17 protein-coding genes, 1 tRNA gene and 1 pseudogene are annotated in these 17574 nt (G+C 40.2%); 11 read left to right on the top strand and 8 right to left on the bottom strand.

Going from position 1 to position 17574, the window contains the following annotated elements; translation table 11 throughout:
- The 5 genes and pseudogenes from IG80_RS15600 to IG80_RS0105135 all read right to left on the bottom strand — a co-directional run.
- Positions 1-974, bottom strand: a pseudogene (locus IG80_RS15600) (hypothetical protein); the annotation flags it as partial.
- Positions 975-1176: 202 nt separating this feature from the next.
- Positions 1177-1896, bottom strand: a complete 720-nt coding sequence (locus tag IG80_RS0105150; protein ID WP_032112840.1) for a MotE family protein — start codon at positions 1894-1896, stop codon at positions 1177-1179.
- Positions 1886-2494 (bottom strand): DUF6468 domain-containing protein, encoded by a 609-nt coding sequence (locus IG80_RS0105145; RefSeq protein ID WP_032112839.1) that lies wholly within the window; start codon positions 2492-2494, stop codon positions 1886-1888. Before IG80_RS0105145 ends, IG80_RS0105150 begins: the two co-directional genes overlap by 11 nt.
- On the bottom strand, positions 2478-3491 hold the full coding sequence (gene fliM / locus IG80_RS0105140) for a flagellar motor switch protein FliM (protein WP_052046061.1): 1014 nt from the start codon (positions 3489-3491) through the stop codon (positions 2478-2480). Before fliM ends, IG80_RS0105145 begins: the two co-directional genes overlap by 17 nt.
- Before the next feature lie 13 nt (positions 3492-3504).
- The gene (locus IG80_RS0105135) at positions 3505-4002 is read right to left on the bottom strand and encodes a flagellar basal body-associated FliL family protein (protein WP_032112838.1); all 498 of its coding nucleotides are present in this window, start codon (positions 4000-4002) and stop codon (positions 3505-3507) included.
- Between the two features lie 336 nt (positions 4003-4338).
- On the opposite strand from IG80_RS0105135, the gene IG80_RS0105130 reads away from it, so the two are divergent.
- From IG80_RS0105130 to IG80_RS0105120, 3 genes are all read left to right on the top strand, one after another.
- On the top strand, positions 4339-5313 hold the full coding sequence (locus IG80_RS0105130; protein ID WP_032112837.1) for an ABC transporter substrate-binding protein: 975 nt from the start codon (positions 4339-4341) through the stop codon (positions 5311-5313).
- 69 nt (positions 5314-5382) lie between these two features.
- Positions 5383-6258, top strand: a complete 876-nt coding sequence (locus IG80_RS0105125; protein WP_032112836.1) for an ABC transporter permease — start codon at positions 5383-5385, stop codon at positions 6256-6258.
- Entirely contained in the window at positions 6255-7037 is a 783-nt protein-coding gene (locus IG80_RS0105120) for an ABC transporter ATP-binding protein (protein ID WP_032112835.1), read from the top strand. Before IG80_RS0105125 ends, IG80_RS0105120 begins: the two co-directional genes overlap by 4 nt.
- Before the next feature lie 63 nt (positions 7038-7100).
- On the opposite strand, the gene IG80_RS0105115 is transcribed toward IG80_RS0105120, so the two are convergent.
- Positions 7101-8060 carry a LysR family transcriptional regulator gene (locus tag IG80_RS0105115; RefSeq protein WP_032112834.1) on the bottom strand — a complete coding sequence of 320 codons (960 nt, stop codon included), beginning with the start codon at positions 8058-8060 and terminating at the stop codon, positions 7101-7103.
- Position 8061: 1 nt separating this feature from the next.
- Between IG80_RS0105115 and IG80_RS0105110 the strand changes: the two genes are divergently transcribed.
- The 8 genes from IG80_RS0105110 (at position 8062) to IG80_RS0105075 (ending at position 16502) form a co-directional block, all read left to right on the top strand.
- Complete coding sequence (locus IG80_RS0105110; protein WP_032112833.1) at positions 8062-8544, top strand: hypothetical protein; 483 nt, start codon at positions 8062-8064, stop codon at positions 8542-8544.
- Between the two features lie 16 nt (positions 8545-8560).
- Positions 8561-8646: transfer RNA gene (locus tag IG80_RS0105105), tRNA-Leu, on the top strand.
- 20 nt (positions 8647-8666) lie between these two features.
- A complete protein-coding gene (locus tag IG80_RS0105100) occupies positions 8667-9005 on the top strand; it encodes a hypothetical protein (protein WP_156962042.1) in 339 nt (112 codons plus the stop codon).
- Between the two features lie 165 nt (positions 9006-9170).
- The gene (locus IG80_RS0105095) at positions 9171-10532 is read left to right on the top strand and encodes a porin (RefSeq protein WP_084756164.1); all 1362 of its coding nucleotides are present in this window, start codon (positions 9171-9173) and stop codon (positions 10530-10532) included.
- 379 nt (positions 10533-10911) lie between these two features.
- Positions 10912-12051 carry a hypothetical protein gene (locus tag IG80_RS0105090; RefSeq protein WP_032112830.1) on the top strand — a complete coding sequence of 380 codons (1140 nt, stop codon included), beginning with the start codon at positions 10912-10914 and terminating at the stop codon, positions 12049-12051.
- 260 nt (positions 12052-12311) lie between these two features.
- The gene (locus tag IG80_RS0105085; RefSeq protein WP_032112829.1) at positions 12312-13865 is read left to right on the top strand and encodes an Npt1/Npt2 family nucleotide transporter; all 1554 of its coding nucleotides are present in this window, start codon (positions 12312-12314) and stop codon (positions 13863-13865) included.
- A gap of 174 nt (positions 13866-14039) precedes the next feature.
- Positions 14040-15329 (top strand): MFS transporter, encoded by a 1290-nt coding sequence (locus tag IG80_RS0105080; RefSeq protein ID WP_232224331.1) that lies wholly within the window; start codon positions 14040-14042, stop codon positions 15327-15329.
- Between the two features lie 276 nt (positions 15330-15605).
- Complete coding sequence (locus IG80_RS0105075) at positions 15606-16502, top strand: response regulator (RefSeq protein WP_032112828.1); 897 nt, start codon at positions 15606-15608, stop codon at positions 16500-16502.
- An 87-nt stretch (positions 16503-16589) separates the two neighbouring features.
- On the opposite strand, the gene IG80_RS15595 is transcribed toward IG80_RS0105075, so the two are convergent.
- Both IG80_RS15595 and IG80_RS0105065 read right to left on the bottom strand, forming a co-directional pair.
- Positions 16590-16790, bottom strand: a complete 201-nt coding sequence (locus IG80_RS15595) for a hypothetical protein (RefSeq protein ID WP_032112827.1) — start codon at positions 16788-16790, stop codon at positions 16590-16592.
- A gap of 145 nt (positions 16791-16935) precedes the next feature.
- Positions 16936-17550 carry a LolA family protein gene (locus IG80_RS0105065; RefSeq protein ID WP_032112826.1) on the bottom strand — a complete coding sequence of 205 codons (615 nt, stop codon included), beginning with the start codon at positions 17548-17550 and terminating at the stop codon, positions 16936-16938.
- Positions 17551-17574 lie beyond the last annotated feature (24 nt).

The raw sequence follows: 17574 nt of genomic DNA, 5'->3' as shown, positions 1-17574 counted from the left end.
GGTAAGGCTTGATTGCCTAGGTTCTTTTGTTCTTTACGAGAGATTCCTTGTTCTTGACGTTGTTGACGCTTTTGTTCACGCAAATCACGCCCTTGTTGACGTGCTTGTTGCTCTTCGTGGCTCACAAACCGACCATTTTGGAAGGAACCCCCTCTTTGTTGATTACCGGCTTGTGACTGTTGCATGTTTTTGTTATTGGAGTTGTTTCCCTGTTGGCCACCACGATTGCTGTTGCGGTTGCCTTGTTGATTACCGGCTTGTTGCTGTGGTAAGGCTTGATTGCCTAGGTTCTTTTGTTCTTTACGAGAGATTCCTTGTTCTTGACGTTGTTGACGCTTTTGTTCACGCAAATCACGCCCTTGTTGACGTGCTTGTTGCTCTTCGTGGCTCATAAATCGGCCATTTTGGAAGGAACCACCCCCTTGAGAATGCTGGGAGCTAAAATTATTTGGCGCTGGCATAGCATGGGAATTATCTTGACTATTGTCACCTTGATCTGCGCCTTGATCACTATAATCATTGCTGTTATCAGCTTGAGAGTCCACGCCAACATTGGAATCATCACCACCGAAATTAGAATTATGATTCATAATTCCACTGACGCCGCCAGCGAGTCCACTTTGGAGTTTCCCCATAAAACCACTATTTTTAAGGCGACTCATTAAGCCACCACTATTGTTTTGACCTTGTTGTTGAGAATTATCGGCGTCCCCTTGATCAGGACTTTGATCACCTTGGTCATCTTGATAATTTCCCTGATCATCCTGATTGTAACTTTGATCACCGTCTTGATTATCTTGTTGAGTAGAGTCTTGCCCCCCCTGGTCATCCTCTTGACTCCCACCTTGACCATCATCCGGATAAGTTGAGCCATCATCTTGTTGATAGTCTTGATTTCCATCATAATCTGTTGCGTATAAGGGGCCAGTGGCGAGGACAGATAAGAGGAGGGCGAGGTGGATTTTTCTAAACATGGCAAAATACTCTCAGTTTTAAAATTCTGAAATTAATTATAGGGGAGGGAGCTTAATAAAAGCTTAATAAGGTCTAATATAATAATTTTAGCCAGCAAAATTGACATTTTCTAAGTTGATTTTTGGTAATCTTTCATCGTTTGAAAACCTTAAGCAGAACTTCCTATTCGTGATTTTTAAGACTTGGCATCTCCTCTAAACTTCAAGGACTCGGGCTAAGCGGATCAGGGCGCAACAGTTCAATGGTCAAATACCGCGCTTTTTTAGGCTCCATTGCTGCTATAATTGCTGAAGCTTTTTTCTGGTTCATATGTTTGATTAATTGGACAAGGACAACGAGCTCCATTTTGTTAAAGATACTAGCCGCTGCCAAAGGTTTCATGTTTTCATAAATTTTAGCCGTTTGGGTAATATTCTGGGTTTCTTCTTTAGTGATTGATCCTTTTTTCTTTTCTAAATCTGCCTTGACTTTCTCTAATTTAGCCAATTGCTCAGCAATTTTTTCTTTACCAAGTTGAATCAATTGCTTTTGTTTTTCGGCATCCGCATCGCTTGACTTTTGTCCTTTGGCTTCAGCCATGGCTTGCAAAACGCGTACCTGATTTTCGTCCAATGTAAGGGGGTCAAATCCTTTATCAGCTGCCTTTGCTGCTGAACTATCCCCAGCATGGGGTGCACTTGCCCCTGCAGCTGCCTCAGCGCTTGCCCCTTGTGGTGGCGTTGCCGAGTCTGGTGCTGCATGGGCTGATTTACCAATGGAAATAGAGTTTTCCTGAAAGTTTTCTTGATGAGTTTTTGAAAAGTCAATCAAGTGATTAAAACGAAACAGGATCACTAAGGGTGTAAAGACAATCACTAAGTGCTGTAGTTTCGGTTTAATGGTCAATAGTTTCAGTAAAAGTTTTATAAACTTAAGCTGCATTGTTTTTCCCACGAACTTTATCAATAAGTTTTTTGGCTAAGGTTGATTGTGAAAACGGCTCAGTTGTTTTTTTAGCTGTTTTAGCTGTTGTCATTGTGCCGATTTTTGGCTGGCCAACTTTTTGACGCAGACGTTTTACAACTGTGGCTTTTGTTGTCGAAATAATGTCTTCTTCTCCCGGCAAAACATCTTTAGTCATCTTCGTCGGGATGACTTGAGGAGTAGGCTCTTCATCAACCATCACACGATTTTTGCTTAAATACTGATTGGAAACCCCCATGACTCGGGCTTCTTGAAGTAATTTTTCAAGGTAGTCGGCCACTTGATTGGCGCGATTAGTCATAAATTCTAAGTCTTGTTTAATCATGTGAGCTTCAGGAGTTCGTGTTTGTAACGTTTGATTAACATCTCGAATTAATGTGCGTAGTTGCTCAACATAGCGACCACTATTGGATAAAGATAACGTATGTTCTTTGAGCATTGGTTTAATTTCACCATGCAGATGTTGAAAATTCTTCAACGACTGGGCCAGATGAATGGAGTGCATGATAACGCCAATCAGCAAGGCAATCATGATAAGATCAATAACTATTGACATGGAGTGTACCTTCCTCAGGGATAATAAAGTTATCAATTTTGACGGCAATGTTGCCCATTTTTCGTCCAACTTGACCGATAAAGAGTGGATGTTCGCCACACAGAAGATTAACGGGAGCCGTTGGTGTGGCATTCAGCAAAATTTGACTGCCAACGTCCCAAGATAAAACTTCGTGTAAAGGTACGGTAATTTGATCAAGCAGCGCCGAGAGTTCGAAGTCAGTAAAATAAAGCTGACTGGCTAAATGGTTTTCCCAAATTGTATCGCGACCAAATTTTTCACCCATGAAGTTTTGCAACAGTAATTCGCGGATAGGTTCTAAGGTGGCATACGGTAGCACAAGTTCAATACAGCCCCCGCGATTATCCACCAAAACAGATAATCTCACGAGCACAGCCGCATTAGCAGGTCTGGCGATAGAGGCAAATTTAGAGTTGGTTTCTAACCGTTCAAAAATAAGAGTAATAGGGCAAATGGGGTCAAAGGCAGCGCTCAGATCACTCAAAAAGACCTGCACCATTTTTTCAATCAAATTCATTTCAATGGTCGTGTAATGGCGATTCTCAGGGCGAACTGATGAAGATCCTTTTCTTCCCCCCAGAAGCACGTCAATCATCGAGTAAATTAACTCACTATCGAGCATCACAATACCGTGGTTATCCCATTCTTCTGCCACAAAGACGTTAATCATCGATGGCTGAGGAATGGAATGGACGTAATCACCAAACCGGACTGACGTAATGGACTCAAGGTTGATTTCCACGTTATCACCTGTCAAATTACGCATGCTGGTAGTCATCAAACGCACCAACCGGTCAAAGACGACCTCCAACATCGGCAGGCGTTCGTAGTAGACCATGCCTGAATTTAAAATGGTGGCAAGCCCCATAGGATTTGCTTCCATCAATGTTTCAGGTTCCTTTGGTTGGGATGTGGAACCATCGGTAGATGCTTCTTGCGTCCCAACTTCTGATTCTGTTTTGTCATCAGCGCTCATTGCAAAACCTTATTTATTGAATTAAGAATTCTTTGAACAAAACATTATTAATTTTATCTGGTGCTACCAGGGCATTCGTGCGCGAGACAAGTTCTTGACGAATACGCTCAACCCCGGCTGAGCCTTTAAGATCATCAATGTCAAGCTCTCTCAAATAGGTTTGATATTGGTCAACGATCATTGGTTTTAATTTGTCAATCTTTTCCCCAATTTTGGGAGAGGAAGATTCAATAACAAATGTTGTTTTTAAAAAGACTTGCCGCCCATCATTGGAGCGAAGATTAAGAAGAATTTCTGGCATAGTTGAGAAAGAAAGATTTTGTAAATCATACTTTCGCTCATCTACCTCTTCTCCTGGCGCTTCCTTGCCCATCAGGGTTTTACCCATTGGTGTTAAAAAGAGAAAAGCAAGAGCCCCACCAATGATGAGAAGAAAGACAAGGCCAATAATTAAAAAAATTTTTGAACTACCGCCGTTATTCTGTTCTATGTTTACTAATGGATCCGACATTGTTTGATTTCACATACCATTCTTGCTTGTTTATAGATCTATCATCTAATGGTTTTTACTAAAAATTTATTAATTTTATTTGTTTTAATTGAGGGTTGTTATTTTTTTTTCTTGTTGACCTGAAAAAAATTCTTATTTAATAAGAAAGTATTAATAGCGGAGTATATTCCTTGATTACTTGTCTTCTTTATACATATTGGCGATGGCGGTCTTCTCATCTTAGTTGATGGTTTTAGACTCTGCGTATCTCATTTCTCTAAATAAATATGGAGTAAATTTGATCCTCAGAACCGAGATCTCATATTATTTTTTGTATAAAGTTGCGAGTAAATTCCCATGTTTCTTAAAATTTCATTTGCTTTCCGTATTTTAACGACTCTCTTGATTTCTACTTTTAATGTGGCCCGGGCCGATTCTAAGCCAGTTGTGGCTATTACCCAGATTGCGCCGCATCCTTCCTTAGATGCAATTCGCCAAGGTATTTTGGACGAGCTTAAAGCTTATAACCCAGCAATTGAGGTTGTTTACGAAAATGCTCAAGGTAATATTACATTGGCAGCTCAGATAGCTCATAAGTTTGTGAGTCTAACTCCAGATGTTATCGTTAGCATTGCAACACCATCGACTCAGACTGTTTATAATGTCGCCCGAAAACATGATATTCCCGTGGTTTTTGCCGCTGTTTCTGACCCTGTTGCGGCAAAGCTTATTGATGCCACAACCAAAACAGGTTCAGGAATTACGGGCGTGTCGGATTTTTCACCTGTGGCACAACAACTTAAGTTGATGCGAGAAATCCAACCTTCTTTGAAAAAACTTGGTGTCCTGTATAGCGCCGCGGAAGCCAATTCGGTGGCATTGCTTAACAAATTCGAAAAGCTAGCGACAGCTGAAGGAATTGAACTTGTTAAAGTAACAGCTAGCAATACTCAAGAAGTGGCCACAACAGCTGCCTCCCTTCATGGCAAGGTTGATGCTCTCTATATCCCTAACGATAATACCATTGTCAGTTCCTTAGAATCCGTTATTAAAGGAATTGGGCAAAGCGTGCCAATTTACGCAGCAGATCCGCAATCTGTGGAACGTGGATGTTTAGCTGCTGCGGCATTTGGCCAGTACGAAATTGGCAGACAAACAGGTAAAGTGTTAGTGAGAGTGTTAAAAGGCGAAAAACCAGAAAACATCCCCGTTGAAACATTGACGAAAGTCGACATCACTCTAAATCAGCAGGTGGCTGATAAATTAGGCATTAAATTTCCTCAAACAGTCCTTAATCGAAGTGTGAATGTTTTTGGAGCCGTGAAGAAATAATAAGGAATTCATATTTCTTTTACTGAGTTGACGCAGAATAAAAAGCATAATTAAAGCTGGATAATACTAATGAATTTCGTTCAATTTCTTGGGGCTTTGGAAATAGGTTTGGTTTATAGCTTTGTGGCGATGGGGGGCTATTTATCTTTTCGCGTCCTTAACTTTGCTGATCTCACTGTTGACGGCAGTTTTCCTCTTGGTGCTGCTGTGTGTGCCACACTGATTACTATGGGAGTAAATCCAGCCATAGCAACCTTTGCTGCTGCTTTAGCAGGTGCGATGGCGGGATTTACCACCGCCTGGATTGCCACCCGTTTAAATATTCTCCATTTGCTTGCCAGTATTCTTACTATGACGGCCTTATATTCATTGAATTTGCGCATTATGGGCAAACCAAATGTGTCCTTGTTAGGGGAGCCTACTTTATTTAATGGTATTTTTAATTCAGTGCCGACAGTTATCGTATTGGCTGTGCTAACCAGTGTGATCTTATTGGTGCTGTATTATTTCCTAAAAACTCAAGTTGGTCTGGCAGTTCGGGCGACGGGGAACAATAATCGGATGGCGAGAGCCCAAAGCATTAACGATCAACATTGTATCTGGTTGGGTATTTCTGTTTCCAATGCCCTTGTGGCTTTTGCTGGTGCTCTTTTTGCCCAACTGAATGGATTTGCCGATGTTACCCTTGGTGTGGGGACGATTATTATTGGTCTTGCAGCATTGATTATTGGAGAAGCATTGTTATCGGCGCGTACAGTTATGCGCGCATTAATTGCCTGTGTTGGGGGGACCATTATTTATCGATTGGTCATTACGCAAGCCTTAAATGTGAATGGTTTTGGTCTTAAAGCCTCTGATCTTAATCTTATTACCGCAGTGATTGTGACATTGGCGATGTTGGTGCCGCACTTTAAGCAAAAAATAAAACAAGGGGGCCGCCCATGATTCACCTCGATAATATCCATGTGACTTTTGCTCCTGGCCAAGTCACAGAAAAAAAAGCAATACGTGGGATTTCCATTAACATAAAAGAAGGTGATTTTATTACAGTTGTGGGGAGCAATGGGGCGGGTAAATCAACCTTTTTAAATACAATTGCGGGTGAAGTGGCTGCTTTGAGGGGGACAATTTCTATTGATGGTCAAGATGTCACCAAACAAAAAACGCACGAGCGAGCCCGGCTCGTAGCGCGTGTCTTTCAAGATCCTCTTGCCGGGACATGTGCTGACTTAACAATTGCTGAAAATATGGCGTTGGCAGAGCTACGTGGCAAATCAAGAACTTGGATTCCCGCTATTTCTAAACAGTCACGCGAGCTATATGCGACTCTTTTGGAAAGGCTAGGCCTTGGTCTTGAAAATAGGCTCGACACGCCCATGTTTTTGCTCTCTGGCGGACAGCGTCAGGCTGTCAGTTTATTAATGACGAGCCTTAGCCCGCTTAAAATCCTCTTGTTGGATGAGCATACCTCAGCGCTTGATCCGAAAACAGCGGCATTTGTCATGGCATTGACTGAAGAAATCATCGCTGAAAAAAATCTAACAGCACTCATGGTAACACACAGTTTACATCAGGCAATTTATTCGGGAAACCGGATGATCGTGTTGCATGAAGGACGGGTTATTGACGATATTGATGGGACAGAAAAGAAAAATCTTTCAATCAATCAACTGCTGGCCAAATTTGGTCAAACAGTTGATGATGATCGGCTATTGTTAGAGTAGCTCGTCTTTTTTAAAAAATGATGTATAAACTAAAGGACAGCTAGAAATTTTTTTCTCTTTTTGTCATTTTATTTTTTCCCTTATGGATTTTAAGGTGATTTCTTGCAGTTTATTTACTAATAAAGATTTGTTAGTAAATTTTCGATTCATGAAGCATATCTTTAGAGGGCTACCTTCGAAGTCAGGAATAATATTTACTAAATTTTTATCAGAATAGAAGCCTAATTTCATAAATTCCTTGCATAAAAAGCAAATACCAATTCCAGCACGCGTAAGTTCAAGGAGAGCTCTGAAATTTGTGGCGCTAAGAATAATATTCAGGGAAGTTCTAATGTGAGGTGGAAGGAACGAGCCCCCTTTAAAAGCAATAAAATCATGATTAACAAAGTCACTAAAGCTGATTGGTTTCCCCTTTTTTGCAATATATTTCTCAGAAGCATAAAAGCCATAGGTAAAATCGCACATATAGGTTTTTGTGATATCAGACCGATTGTTTAAGGGCGGGCCCATGACGACATCAATGTCTTGCTGAGTAAAATCCAGATATTCATCCCCACTATAAATATTAATGTTAACTTTGGGATACTCTTCATGGAATTCAGCTAAAATTTCAGGTAAAACCGTTTCAGCCAGGCCATGGCTTATAGCAATATTAAGATCTGGCACCTCATCAATGACGAGGGAGTCATCAAGATATTTAAGCCCTTCAGCCACAGTTCTAGAAAAATCGGCAAGTTTTGAACCGATTTGGGTAAGGATAATCTTATGCTTACTGCGCAAAATAATTGGCGCGCCTATTGCTCTTTCAATTGATTTTAATTCATTGTGAATTTTGCTCACGGGAAGTTTCAAAGCCTTTGCGGCTGTTGATACACTGCCATAACGCACAAGTGTATTAAGGATTAGACATTTCTGAGCCGATATTTTATCTAGGTAATTTACCAATCCGTAGCCTCTAATACATAATAAGATAACAATAAGAAATCCTAAAACCACAATCTCATTGTAAGGAGTATAATGCACAATGCTTAACGATTGTTTTAGAATACTATGTTATCTGATTGCAGCCATTTGGACAAGCTGGTTCTCTGTTGTAATGGTTGCAGATTGTTTTGATCTATTGAAAGTGTTGGGATTTCTTGGTCCTGATTTCATTTTTGTTTCAAAAAATTATACGTTACTTATCAATTTTACCTCAATTTATCAATTTCAAGATAAGGCGGTACTAGTTTTGTACATTACCCTTCTTATTTTTTGTCTTCCAATCTTATGTGGGATGTTTTTTGGTTTTTTGCAACTCACACTCCAAAAAAAACCTCTCTTATTTGCAAAAGCGCTATTAACATTAACAGCGCTGAATGGAAGTTTTGTGGTTTTGGATGAAATTTTCCTGAACTATGAAATGGAACATTGGCATTTAGTGCGCTTTGGCATGCTTCTTTTAAGTACGTTTATTTTTTTATCAGCTGGACAGCATAGTTTTTCTTGCGAAATATCGCAGAAGTGATTATGGTACAGGAAGTGCCTGCTTGGTGGAATTGGTAGACACAACAGACTTAAAATCTGTCGTCTTTTAGACGTGCCGGTTCGAGTCCGGCAGCGGGCACCACTTAATTTATGATGATGTTGATGGCAAAAGCTTTTGAACAATTTGATCTTTTTCAGGCAAGCTCACCAGGTTCTGCCGTCTCTCCCTCACCTATTGTTAAAAAAAACCCTCCTCCTTTTCCCAATGTATTGCTTAATGCGCTGATGGAAACAGATGCAAGGACGAATGCTGTTTACTATTTACGAATTATTAATAAATCAGCGCAAAAACGTCTTTTTAGTTCTTCGCAGATTTCAGATAAAAAGATTTTTTTTGCTGCGGTTTTAAACGAAATAAAATTAAAACAAGGTCGACTAAATCCTGTACTTTGCTGCCGTGACGCGGTTTTGCGACAAACCCTTCTCCTTCAAAAGAAATAATATTTCTCCCACAAAAGAGTGTGATCACAAAAGCACATTGAATGATTGTTAATTATGTGATTGATGATTTAAAATTGCTCTGCGTATTTGAATAGTATTTTAATATAAATGTAGGTCTTAAAATAAAGGGATTCTCTCATCCTGCGTAATGGAGGGTTATACACTATGCTAAAGAGAACAATCAGCCTAGCACTACTTGCGAGTGCAATGGTAACATCAGTTTTTGCTGATGCAGCGGGCAAAGGCGCGTCTTTGCCAACATTGAGCATTAATGGCAACACAGTTATGAATGCGTACATCGCTCATAATAGTGCCAAAAATAATGACACAAAAAGAGATTATCATCTTGCAAATGATGTTTCTGACTTGTACTTCCTTATTAAAGGTCGTATGAGCAACGGAATCGAATACGGTTACAAAATGGGGATTCAATCCTTCTCCGGTAGTAATCCAGTGTTCCAACAAAACTACATTGAATTCAATGGCAAGTTTGGTACATTCCAAGTTGGTAACGTTGTTGGTCCAGAAGATTCAATGATTGAAGATGGTGGTGCCATCGTTGGTGGTACAGGCGCATTTGATGGCGGTTATTATAATGCGGCACTTCTGCCTGCATTCGTAATGCGTGGAAATGACAATATTGGTGATACAGGTTATGCAACAAAGCTTGCTTACTATACACCATCCCTTTACAACGTTCGTTTTGGTATCGCATTCACGCCAGACACATCTAAGCGTGGTGATGATGGTGCCGATAAAGCACAAAACACAAACCCAAATGCACCAGGGAACCGTGCTTTCTTGCCAAACAAGAGATTGTACCCCTATGATTTGAACAGCTTTGCGTTTGGTTTGTCCTTCAAAAAAGAATGGAACAACTGGGGCTTTAATTTGAATGGTGCCTACATTACTGGTGATGCCTATTACGGTGCAATTAGTGATGATGAAAAAGGTGGTCCAGCAGCGACTCGCACCAAAGCGCGTCGTACAAGTGCTTATCAATTGGGTACTGTCATTGGTTACCGTCGTCAAAATGGTCACTTAATCCAAGTTGGTGGTGGTTACTTAAATAATGATAAGTCCCGTCTGGAAAAAACTGATGGCAGTATTGTTGATAATAACCAACCTTTAAAATCCTATGTTAACCGTGGTTCAAACACTACAGCTCCAATTAGTTTTGGAAATCTCTACCAAGGAAACTCAGGTCAAGCTTGGAACGCAGCGCTTGGTTATGTCATGGGCATTTACAAGTTCTCTGCTAGCTACCAAGGAACAGAACGTAAAACCGATGCAACTAACAAAGCACGCAGCAATTTATTCTCTGTAACAGCTGACGTTGTACCTGTTGGTGGGTTGAAGTTCTATGTTGAAGCTGACTACTTGCGTGCACGTAGCAATGCTGCTGCTGTTGCGACTGCTGGATCTTTGGCTTCATTCAAGAATGACACACCACAACGTGCCATTAACAACCAAGTTCAAAGCAACAATGCAACTGTTGTGATTATTGGTACAAAGGTAAGTTTCTAAGAAATTTTCAAAGAAAATTACTTTTACGAAAAGAGAGGAGGCTTCGGCCTCCTTTTTTTATATACTGATCACTTTTCAAACCTCCAAGATGTCAGTTGAGAGGAGAAAAGAGATTGAGTAATCGCCTTGTGAACACGAAGGACGTCTTTACGAGAGGGCTGTCAAAGCCCATAGTCCCATAGTAATATCTCCTCGAGAAATTGGGCAAGGAGATCAATACACTCGCCGCTGCCCCGTTTCAATGAAGGGTGTGAGACACAACATTTCTAATTTTTTGTATTTTTCATATTAAACACATGTTAACAAATATTAAATTTACTTCGCAAATGGGTAAGATTTAGGTAGTCTATAGAAAAAGAAACTGAATGGCCGGAAAACAATGAATTTTTTGCGTCTTTATTTTGTCAAAAATATTATTTTTTTGGGATTGCTCGGGGGCTTAGTTGGTTGGCTATTAGGACCACTTTTGGGGGTCTTTGAAACCAACATTATCATGAATAGTGCAATCCTTAGCACTCTTTCGATCGGCATAATCTACACTTTTTATCAATTTTATCTATTGCGACGTGAGCAGCAATGGTTCTTATCTTTTGAGCAAGGCAAAGAAAGGTTTCCCGGGGTGCCAAAGCCGGCAATTTTGGCGCCTCTATCTAGTTTTATCAAAAGTAAAGATCCAAATTTCAACGTCTTTAATCGTCAAGCGCTGCTCAACAGTATTGAGACGCGTCTCGATGAATTGCGCGGGTTAAATCGTTATTTAATTGGCCTGCTTATTTTCTTAGGTCTGCTTGGGACATTTTGGGGATTATCCCAAACGATTGGTGCTATTGCAGGCGTGGTTTCAAGCATCGACGTGGGCGCAAATGATATTAAAGAGGCATTTCAAACTCTGAAGCACGGTTTGCAATCACCTCTGAAAGGGATGGGGACGGCTTTTAGTTCGTCGATGTTTGGTTTAGGTTCTTCGTTGATTTTGGGATTTCTTGATCTGCAAGTTGGCAAAGCATGTCAGCGCTTTTACCAGTGGCTTGAGGAAAGACTGCTGCTTGGTAATGGTCAGGCATCTACAACAGTAGCCCCTTCGCATCATGGCATGGCCTATACACAAGGGATGATGGAACAAACAGCTGAAAATATGACAGCCTTAGTTCAGACGCTGCAGCACCATCACGAAAATCGCTTGAGTGTTGTTAAAGCGGTACAACAGTTAACAGAAAGACTGGGTGGACTTACAGGAATTTTAGGTGAGCAAAAAAAGCAGTTAGATCAGCTGCGTCTGAATAATGAGCAGATGCAAGAAGTGCTAAAGTACCTGGCGACCCAGATTGGGTCAAATTATTTGGCGCAGACATCAGAAAAATTGGTAGATCATTTAGGGAGAGTCGAATCAAATCTGGAGCGATTACTCGAAGAATCTATACAAGGGCGTCACCAATTAACCCAGGAAATTCGGTCAGAAATTCGCATGGTTGCTAAAACAATTTCGGCTTTGGCAAATGGACAAGATGAAACCACCTAGTCGCGAATAGTATCAACGAAACAACATGTTGATGAATAAGAGAAAATCTATAAAATTAAAGATTGACCTCCGTTAAGTATCGAGTGTATTTTGAACCATTAAAATTAAACTTTTGTTTAATAGATAAAAATGCTAGCGAAAAAGCAAAAAAAACTTTATACAATTAGTCATCATTTAAAATGATTGCTTTATAAGATTTAAATCTCTGTTTTTTAGAGGTTTTCGCCTTATTTGTATTGGAAAGATTGAGGAAAGTAAAAATGTCACAAGCAAATGGTGCTGTGAAGAAACCAGATTTTACAGGCCTGCGGGCGATTTTCTGGCCGATTCATAACTTTGAAATTAAAAAGTTCCTGCCTATGGGACTCATGATGTTTTGTATCTTGTTTAACTATACAGTTCTTCGCGATACAAAAGATTCTATCGTTGTTAATGCTCCTGGTTCAGGTGCTGAAGCTCTTGCGTTTATTAAGTTGTATGGAACAACACCTGCAGCGATTTTGTTCATGATTTTGTACGCAAAGTTGTCAAATGTGTTGAGCCGCCAAGGGCTATTCTATGCAGCTTTGGTGCCATTCTTGTTCTTCTTTGCTGCGTTTGCGATGTTTATTTATCCAAATCGCGAAGCTCTGCATATGACAGAAGCATCTATCCATGCCTTGCAAGGTGAATATAAGTATCTCCACTGGATTATCCCGGTGATTGGGAACTGGAGCTACAGCTTATTCTACATTCTTTCTGAATTATGGGGCAGCGTTGTCATTTCATTACTGTTCTGGCAGTTTGCAAACGAAATCACTCGCGTTGGTGAAGCAAAGCGTTTCTACGGTATGTTTGGTTTAATCGGTAACTTCGGATTGATGTTATCTGGTTACACAGTTTATTACTTCTCCAGCATTCGTGACAGCGTTCCAGAAGGTGTTGACCCATGGGGTATGACATTGAACTATCTGATGACATTTGTTGTGATCTCTGGTATTTGCGTTGTGGCAATTTACAGTTGGATGAACAAAGCCGTTCTCACAGATAAGCGCTTCTATGATAGTGAAGAAGGGAGCGGTGGCAAGAAGAAAAAAGATAAACCAAAATTATCTTTGGCTGAAAGCTTTAAATATTTGTTACAATCGCCTTATCTTGGTTTAATCGCGACGATTGTTTTGGCCTATGGTGTCTCCATCAACTTGGTTGAAGGTGTCTGGAAGGGGCAAATTAAGATTCGCTTCCCCAATCCAAATGACTATAACGCGTTCATGGGACAATTTTCCTTCATCACTGGTGTTGTTACCGTTATTTTGATGATTGTCGGGAACAATATTTTGCGTCGCTTAAGCTGGGTTGCAGCAGCCCTGATCACTCCAGTTATGATTTTGATCACAAGCTTGATCTTCTTCGGTGTGATTATGTACGGCAACAGTGTGAATGATCCTCTTTATCCAATAATGGGTACTACGATGGTGATGATTGCAGTGTTGGCTGGTTTGGCGCAAAATGTTTTGACAAAGTCAACAAAGTACTCTCTGTTCGATCCAACAAAAGAAATGGCTTACATTCCACTTGACCAAGAATTGAAAGTTAAGGGTAAAGCTGCTGTTGATGTTATTGGTGGAAGAGCTGGTAAATCCGGTGGTGCCTTTATCCAATCAACATTGACTGGCTTTGTCTTCGTTGGCTCAAGCTTGTCAAGCCTTGCCCACATCTTTGCGGTTGTTGTGATTGGTATCGTTGTTATCTGGATGCTTTCCGTTATTGGTTTAGGTAAGCGTTTCCGCGCTTTAACTGAACAACGCGAATTAGAAGCAAAAAGGATAGCTTAATCCAAGCCGTTTTTTGATTTAATGAGAAAGCCACCTTTCGAGGTGGCTTTTTTATTTAAAACTAGGTATTTCCACTGTTTTATGAAATAAAACTCAAATCTCTTGTGTTTTTCATTAGTAAAATGTATTTTTTACATAATTATTATAAAATTGGTTGGGTGTATGTCGAAGTCGTTGGTAAAAACTGTTACTGTCAGTATGATTGGTAATTTATTTGAATGGTTTGATTTTGCGCTTTTTGGTTATTTTGCACCAATTATTGGCAAGCTTTTTTTCCCCTCCGACGATCCCGTTACCGAATTAATCTCAGCTTTTGGTGTTTTTGCTGCTGGGTTTTTAGTCCGCCCCATTGGCGGAATGATTTTTGGTCATATTGGTGACAGACTTGGCCGTAAACGAGCTTTGGTCCTTACTATTCTGTTGATGGCAATCCCAACAGCGATGATTGGCTGTTTACCTACCTATACCCAAATAGGGATTGCTGCTCCAATTTTACTTATCTTAATGCGCATGTTGCAGGGGTTGTCAATGGGGGGGAACTATGGTGGCTCTATAACTTTTACCACCGAACATACGGACCCTAAGCAACGTGGTCTCATTGGTAGTTTTGCTGTGACAAGCTGTTTGATCGGCATTTTATTTGGTTCGGCAACAGCGACTATTTTGTCTTTCATATTGCCAGAAGCAGATCTTTATAGCTGGGGTTGGCGTATACCCTTTATAATTGGTATCTTTATATGTTTTGTTGGCTATTACATGCGGCGCAATATCCCAGAATCACCAGAATATGTGGTGACGCAAGAAATGGGTAAAATCCAACAACATCCAGTGCTAGAAGTATTTCGCGAACATGGAAACACTTTGGTGAAAGTGGTTTTGGCTGTCATGTTGCATGATTTAAGTTTTTACATTTTATTTGTCTATATGGCGAGCTATTTGAGCGAAATTGTTGGTCTATCCAAGAATGCAGCTTTGACGATTAACACTATTAATCTTGTGGTTGTCAGTATTGTAACAGTGTTAGCTGCTTGGTTGTCTGATCATATTGGTCGCAAACCGGTGCTCGCAATGGCGGCATTATTATTTGTCGTAGGGACAATCCCGTTGTTGACAATTGTGAGCGGCACAAAAGATACAACCACTATTTTAGTAGCTCAGATGGTTTTAGCTATTGCTGTCGGTGGTTATTTTGGTCCGCTACCTGCGCTGATGGTTGAATCTTATCCAACGTCCGTTCGTTTTTCAGCTATTGCCATTACCACTAATATCAGCGGCCCTTTGTTTGGGGGAACGGCTCCAATGCTGGTAGCTTATCTTGTCAATTTAACCGGATCAAGTTTGGTTCCCGCCTACTACCTGACAGCGGGTGCTGTGATCGCGCTGGTTACATTAAGATTTATTAAAATCTATAATCTCGAAGCAGAAGTCCCCCCTTCCATACGACCAACCAATATTGCTGGATGAATGAATATTATCACATTTAATGCGAAGGATGCTCATTTGCTGAGCTGCTTTTTGGAGTGCTCTAACGTTTTGCCTTAAAACCCTTTTAGAAGGTCCAGACGGTCAATCATAGATTAAAGGGACCGGGGTTTTTTAGTTTGTTACTCTTGAGGAGCCAATGATTTGAGGCAATTTTTCAGAAATTTCAGCAAAGCAGTGGCACAAAAAAGAGGGCTATTATTCACTTTTTCATATCCCCAATCCAAAAAACTCTAGTGAGGTAATGGACGATAATTTATGGCAAAAATGAAAATTTTAGTAGTCGATAACGAACCTTTTAATCTTGAGATCTTGACGCACTATTTAGAAGAGCAAAACTATGAAGTCATTCAAGCGGAGGATGGTGATAGTGCATTACAAAAAATTGCTGCTATCCGTGATATTGATTTGATTATTCTTAATAGGATGATCCCTCCTCCGAATGAAATTGAGGTAGTTCATACCTTAAAAAAAGATGAACGCTATCGTCATATTCCAGTCATTATGCAAAGAGCAGCGGCTCAAAGCCCACAGATTATGGAAGAGATTCGGGCGAGGATCTATTACTATTTAAGCAAGCCCTATGACGAAAGTCTGTTGCTAAATACTGTGAAACAAGCGCTTAAAGAACGCATTCTTGTCAGAGAAATGCGCGCTGAAGTTAAAAAACATCAGGGTATCCCAATGCTGATGATGCGCGCTGAATTTCGTTTCTCCACGATTAACGAAGCAAAAACACTTGCTTATTTTATTGCTAATGGTCTTAGGGATCCCGATTCGGCAGTCTATGGTCTTACAGAATTAATGTTAAATGCTATTGAGCATGGTAATTTAGGCATTTCCTATAAAGAAAAAAAACAATTAATGCTTTCTGGTGAACTAAATAGAGAGATTAATCGTCGATTAAACTTCCCCGAAAACGCAAGCAAGTATGCTTATTTAATGTATGAAGCAACAGATAGAGAAATTAAGGTCCATATTAAAGATCAGGGAAATGGATTTGATTGGCACAAATACCTTGAGTTCTCTCCGGAGCGGGCGACGGACCCGAATGGGAGAGGAATTGCTACCGCTAAATTTTCGTTTACATCGATGACATATTTAGGAACAGGCAATGAGGTGGTTTGTAAAATTAATAAATTTACGAATAGTTAAAATATATTGAGGCTGGGAATGATACCTTCCCTGTAGCTGAGAGGCCCAGTACGTCAGCGAATAAGCAGGGGGTTAAGGCCCCTCTCCTCATCCGACTTTCATCCTCTTGAAACTTCCTGGGCCAATATTAAACGGAGTATGTGAGAAACAGAGCACACTTTTAATTTTCCCACTCAACCCCCTAATTTCTTCCATATCAAAACTATGTAATATTATTAACCTGATTGGCTCTATTTCTTCGCCGGGCCTCTCCCTGGTCATATAATGCAGCTTTTCACCTTCAAGCATGCTTATTGTTTACTTGGAGGTAGCCCATTTAAATTTTTTATGTAGGTTTTTCGTCATTAGAAGAAATTTCTTGCCATATTTTCTAACGCAATGTCACATGCAGAGGACCACAGCGGACTGTACCTGTTGGATTGTCATAATATTTTTATTTATTCACCGTAAATAAAGTGGGGTTGAGGTGAATTCCAATTACCACATCTTTGAGATTAACATCGGTGCGATTACCTTGGGCATCCATAACTATCCAGCCATTAAATTTGAGCATTGGAGAGGTTGAAAATTTTAAAGTGACGGCGGCATCCCCCGCCCCAAATTTGGTCATCACCAGTTCCACTTCACTGTCTTTTTCCGTCAAGGATTTCACTATATATTCACCTTCGAGATCAAGCTTTTTTTGCAACAGAAAAGCAGCGGGTGTTTGTTCAATGCTATAAACTGTATTTTCTTTTGTGGTTGGATTGTGGAGGATTAATTTTTCCCCGTCCGCTATAACTAAATCTTGATCTTTTTGATCATATTCAATACGAAGCTTCCCATATTCGGTTGTCGCAGCCCGGTTAATATAAACAGTGCCGGATAGATGTTGATGGTTTGGATTAACCTGCCAGACTTCAGCCTTAAAAGTCTTAATCCCATTCAAATAGTCCTGAATTCGTTTAACAGTTATTTTCTTCGCTGGCGTGAGTTCAGCAATTGCGGGTGCTATTGAGAGAGGGAAGCTACCTACTAAAGCCATCATAACAATTAATTTTTTCATCATTTTAAATCTCATCTATTATATTCT

It is taken from the genome of Candidatus Paracaedibacter symbiosus (genome assembly GCF_000757605.1).
Classification (GTDB): domain Bacteria; phylum Pseudomonadota; class Alphaproteobacteria; order Paracaedibacterales; family Paracaedibacteraceae; genus Paracaedibacter_A; species Paracaedibacter_A symbiosus.
The sequence above is the reverse complement of the archived record's forward strand: the minus strand, read 5'-3'. Positions and strand labels throughout refer to the sequence as shown.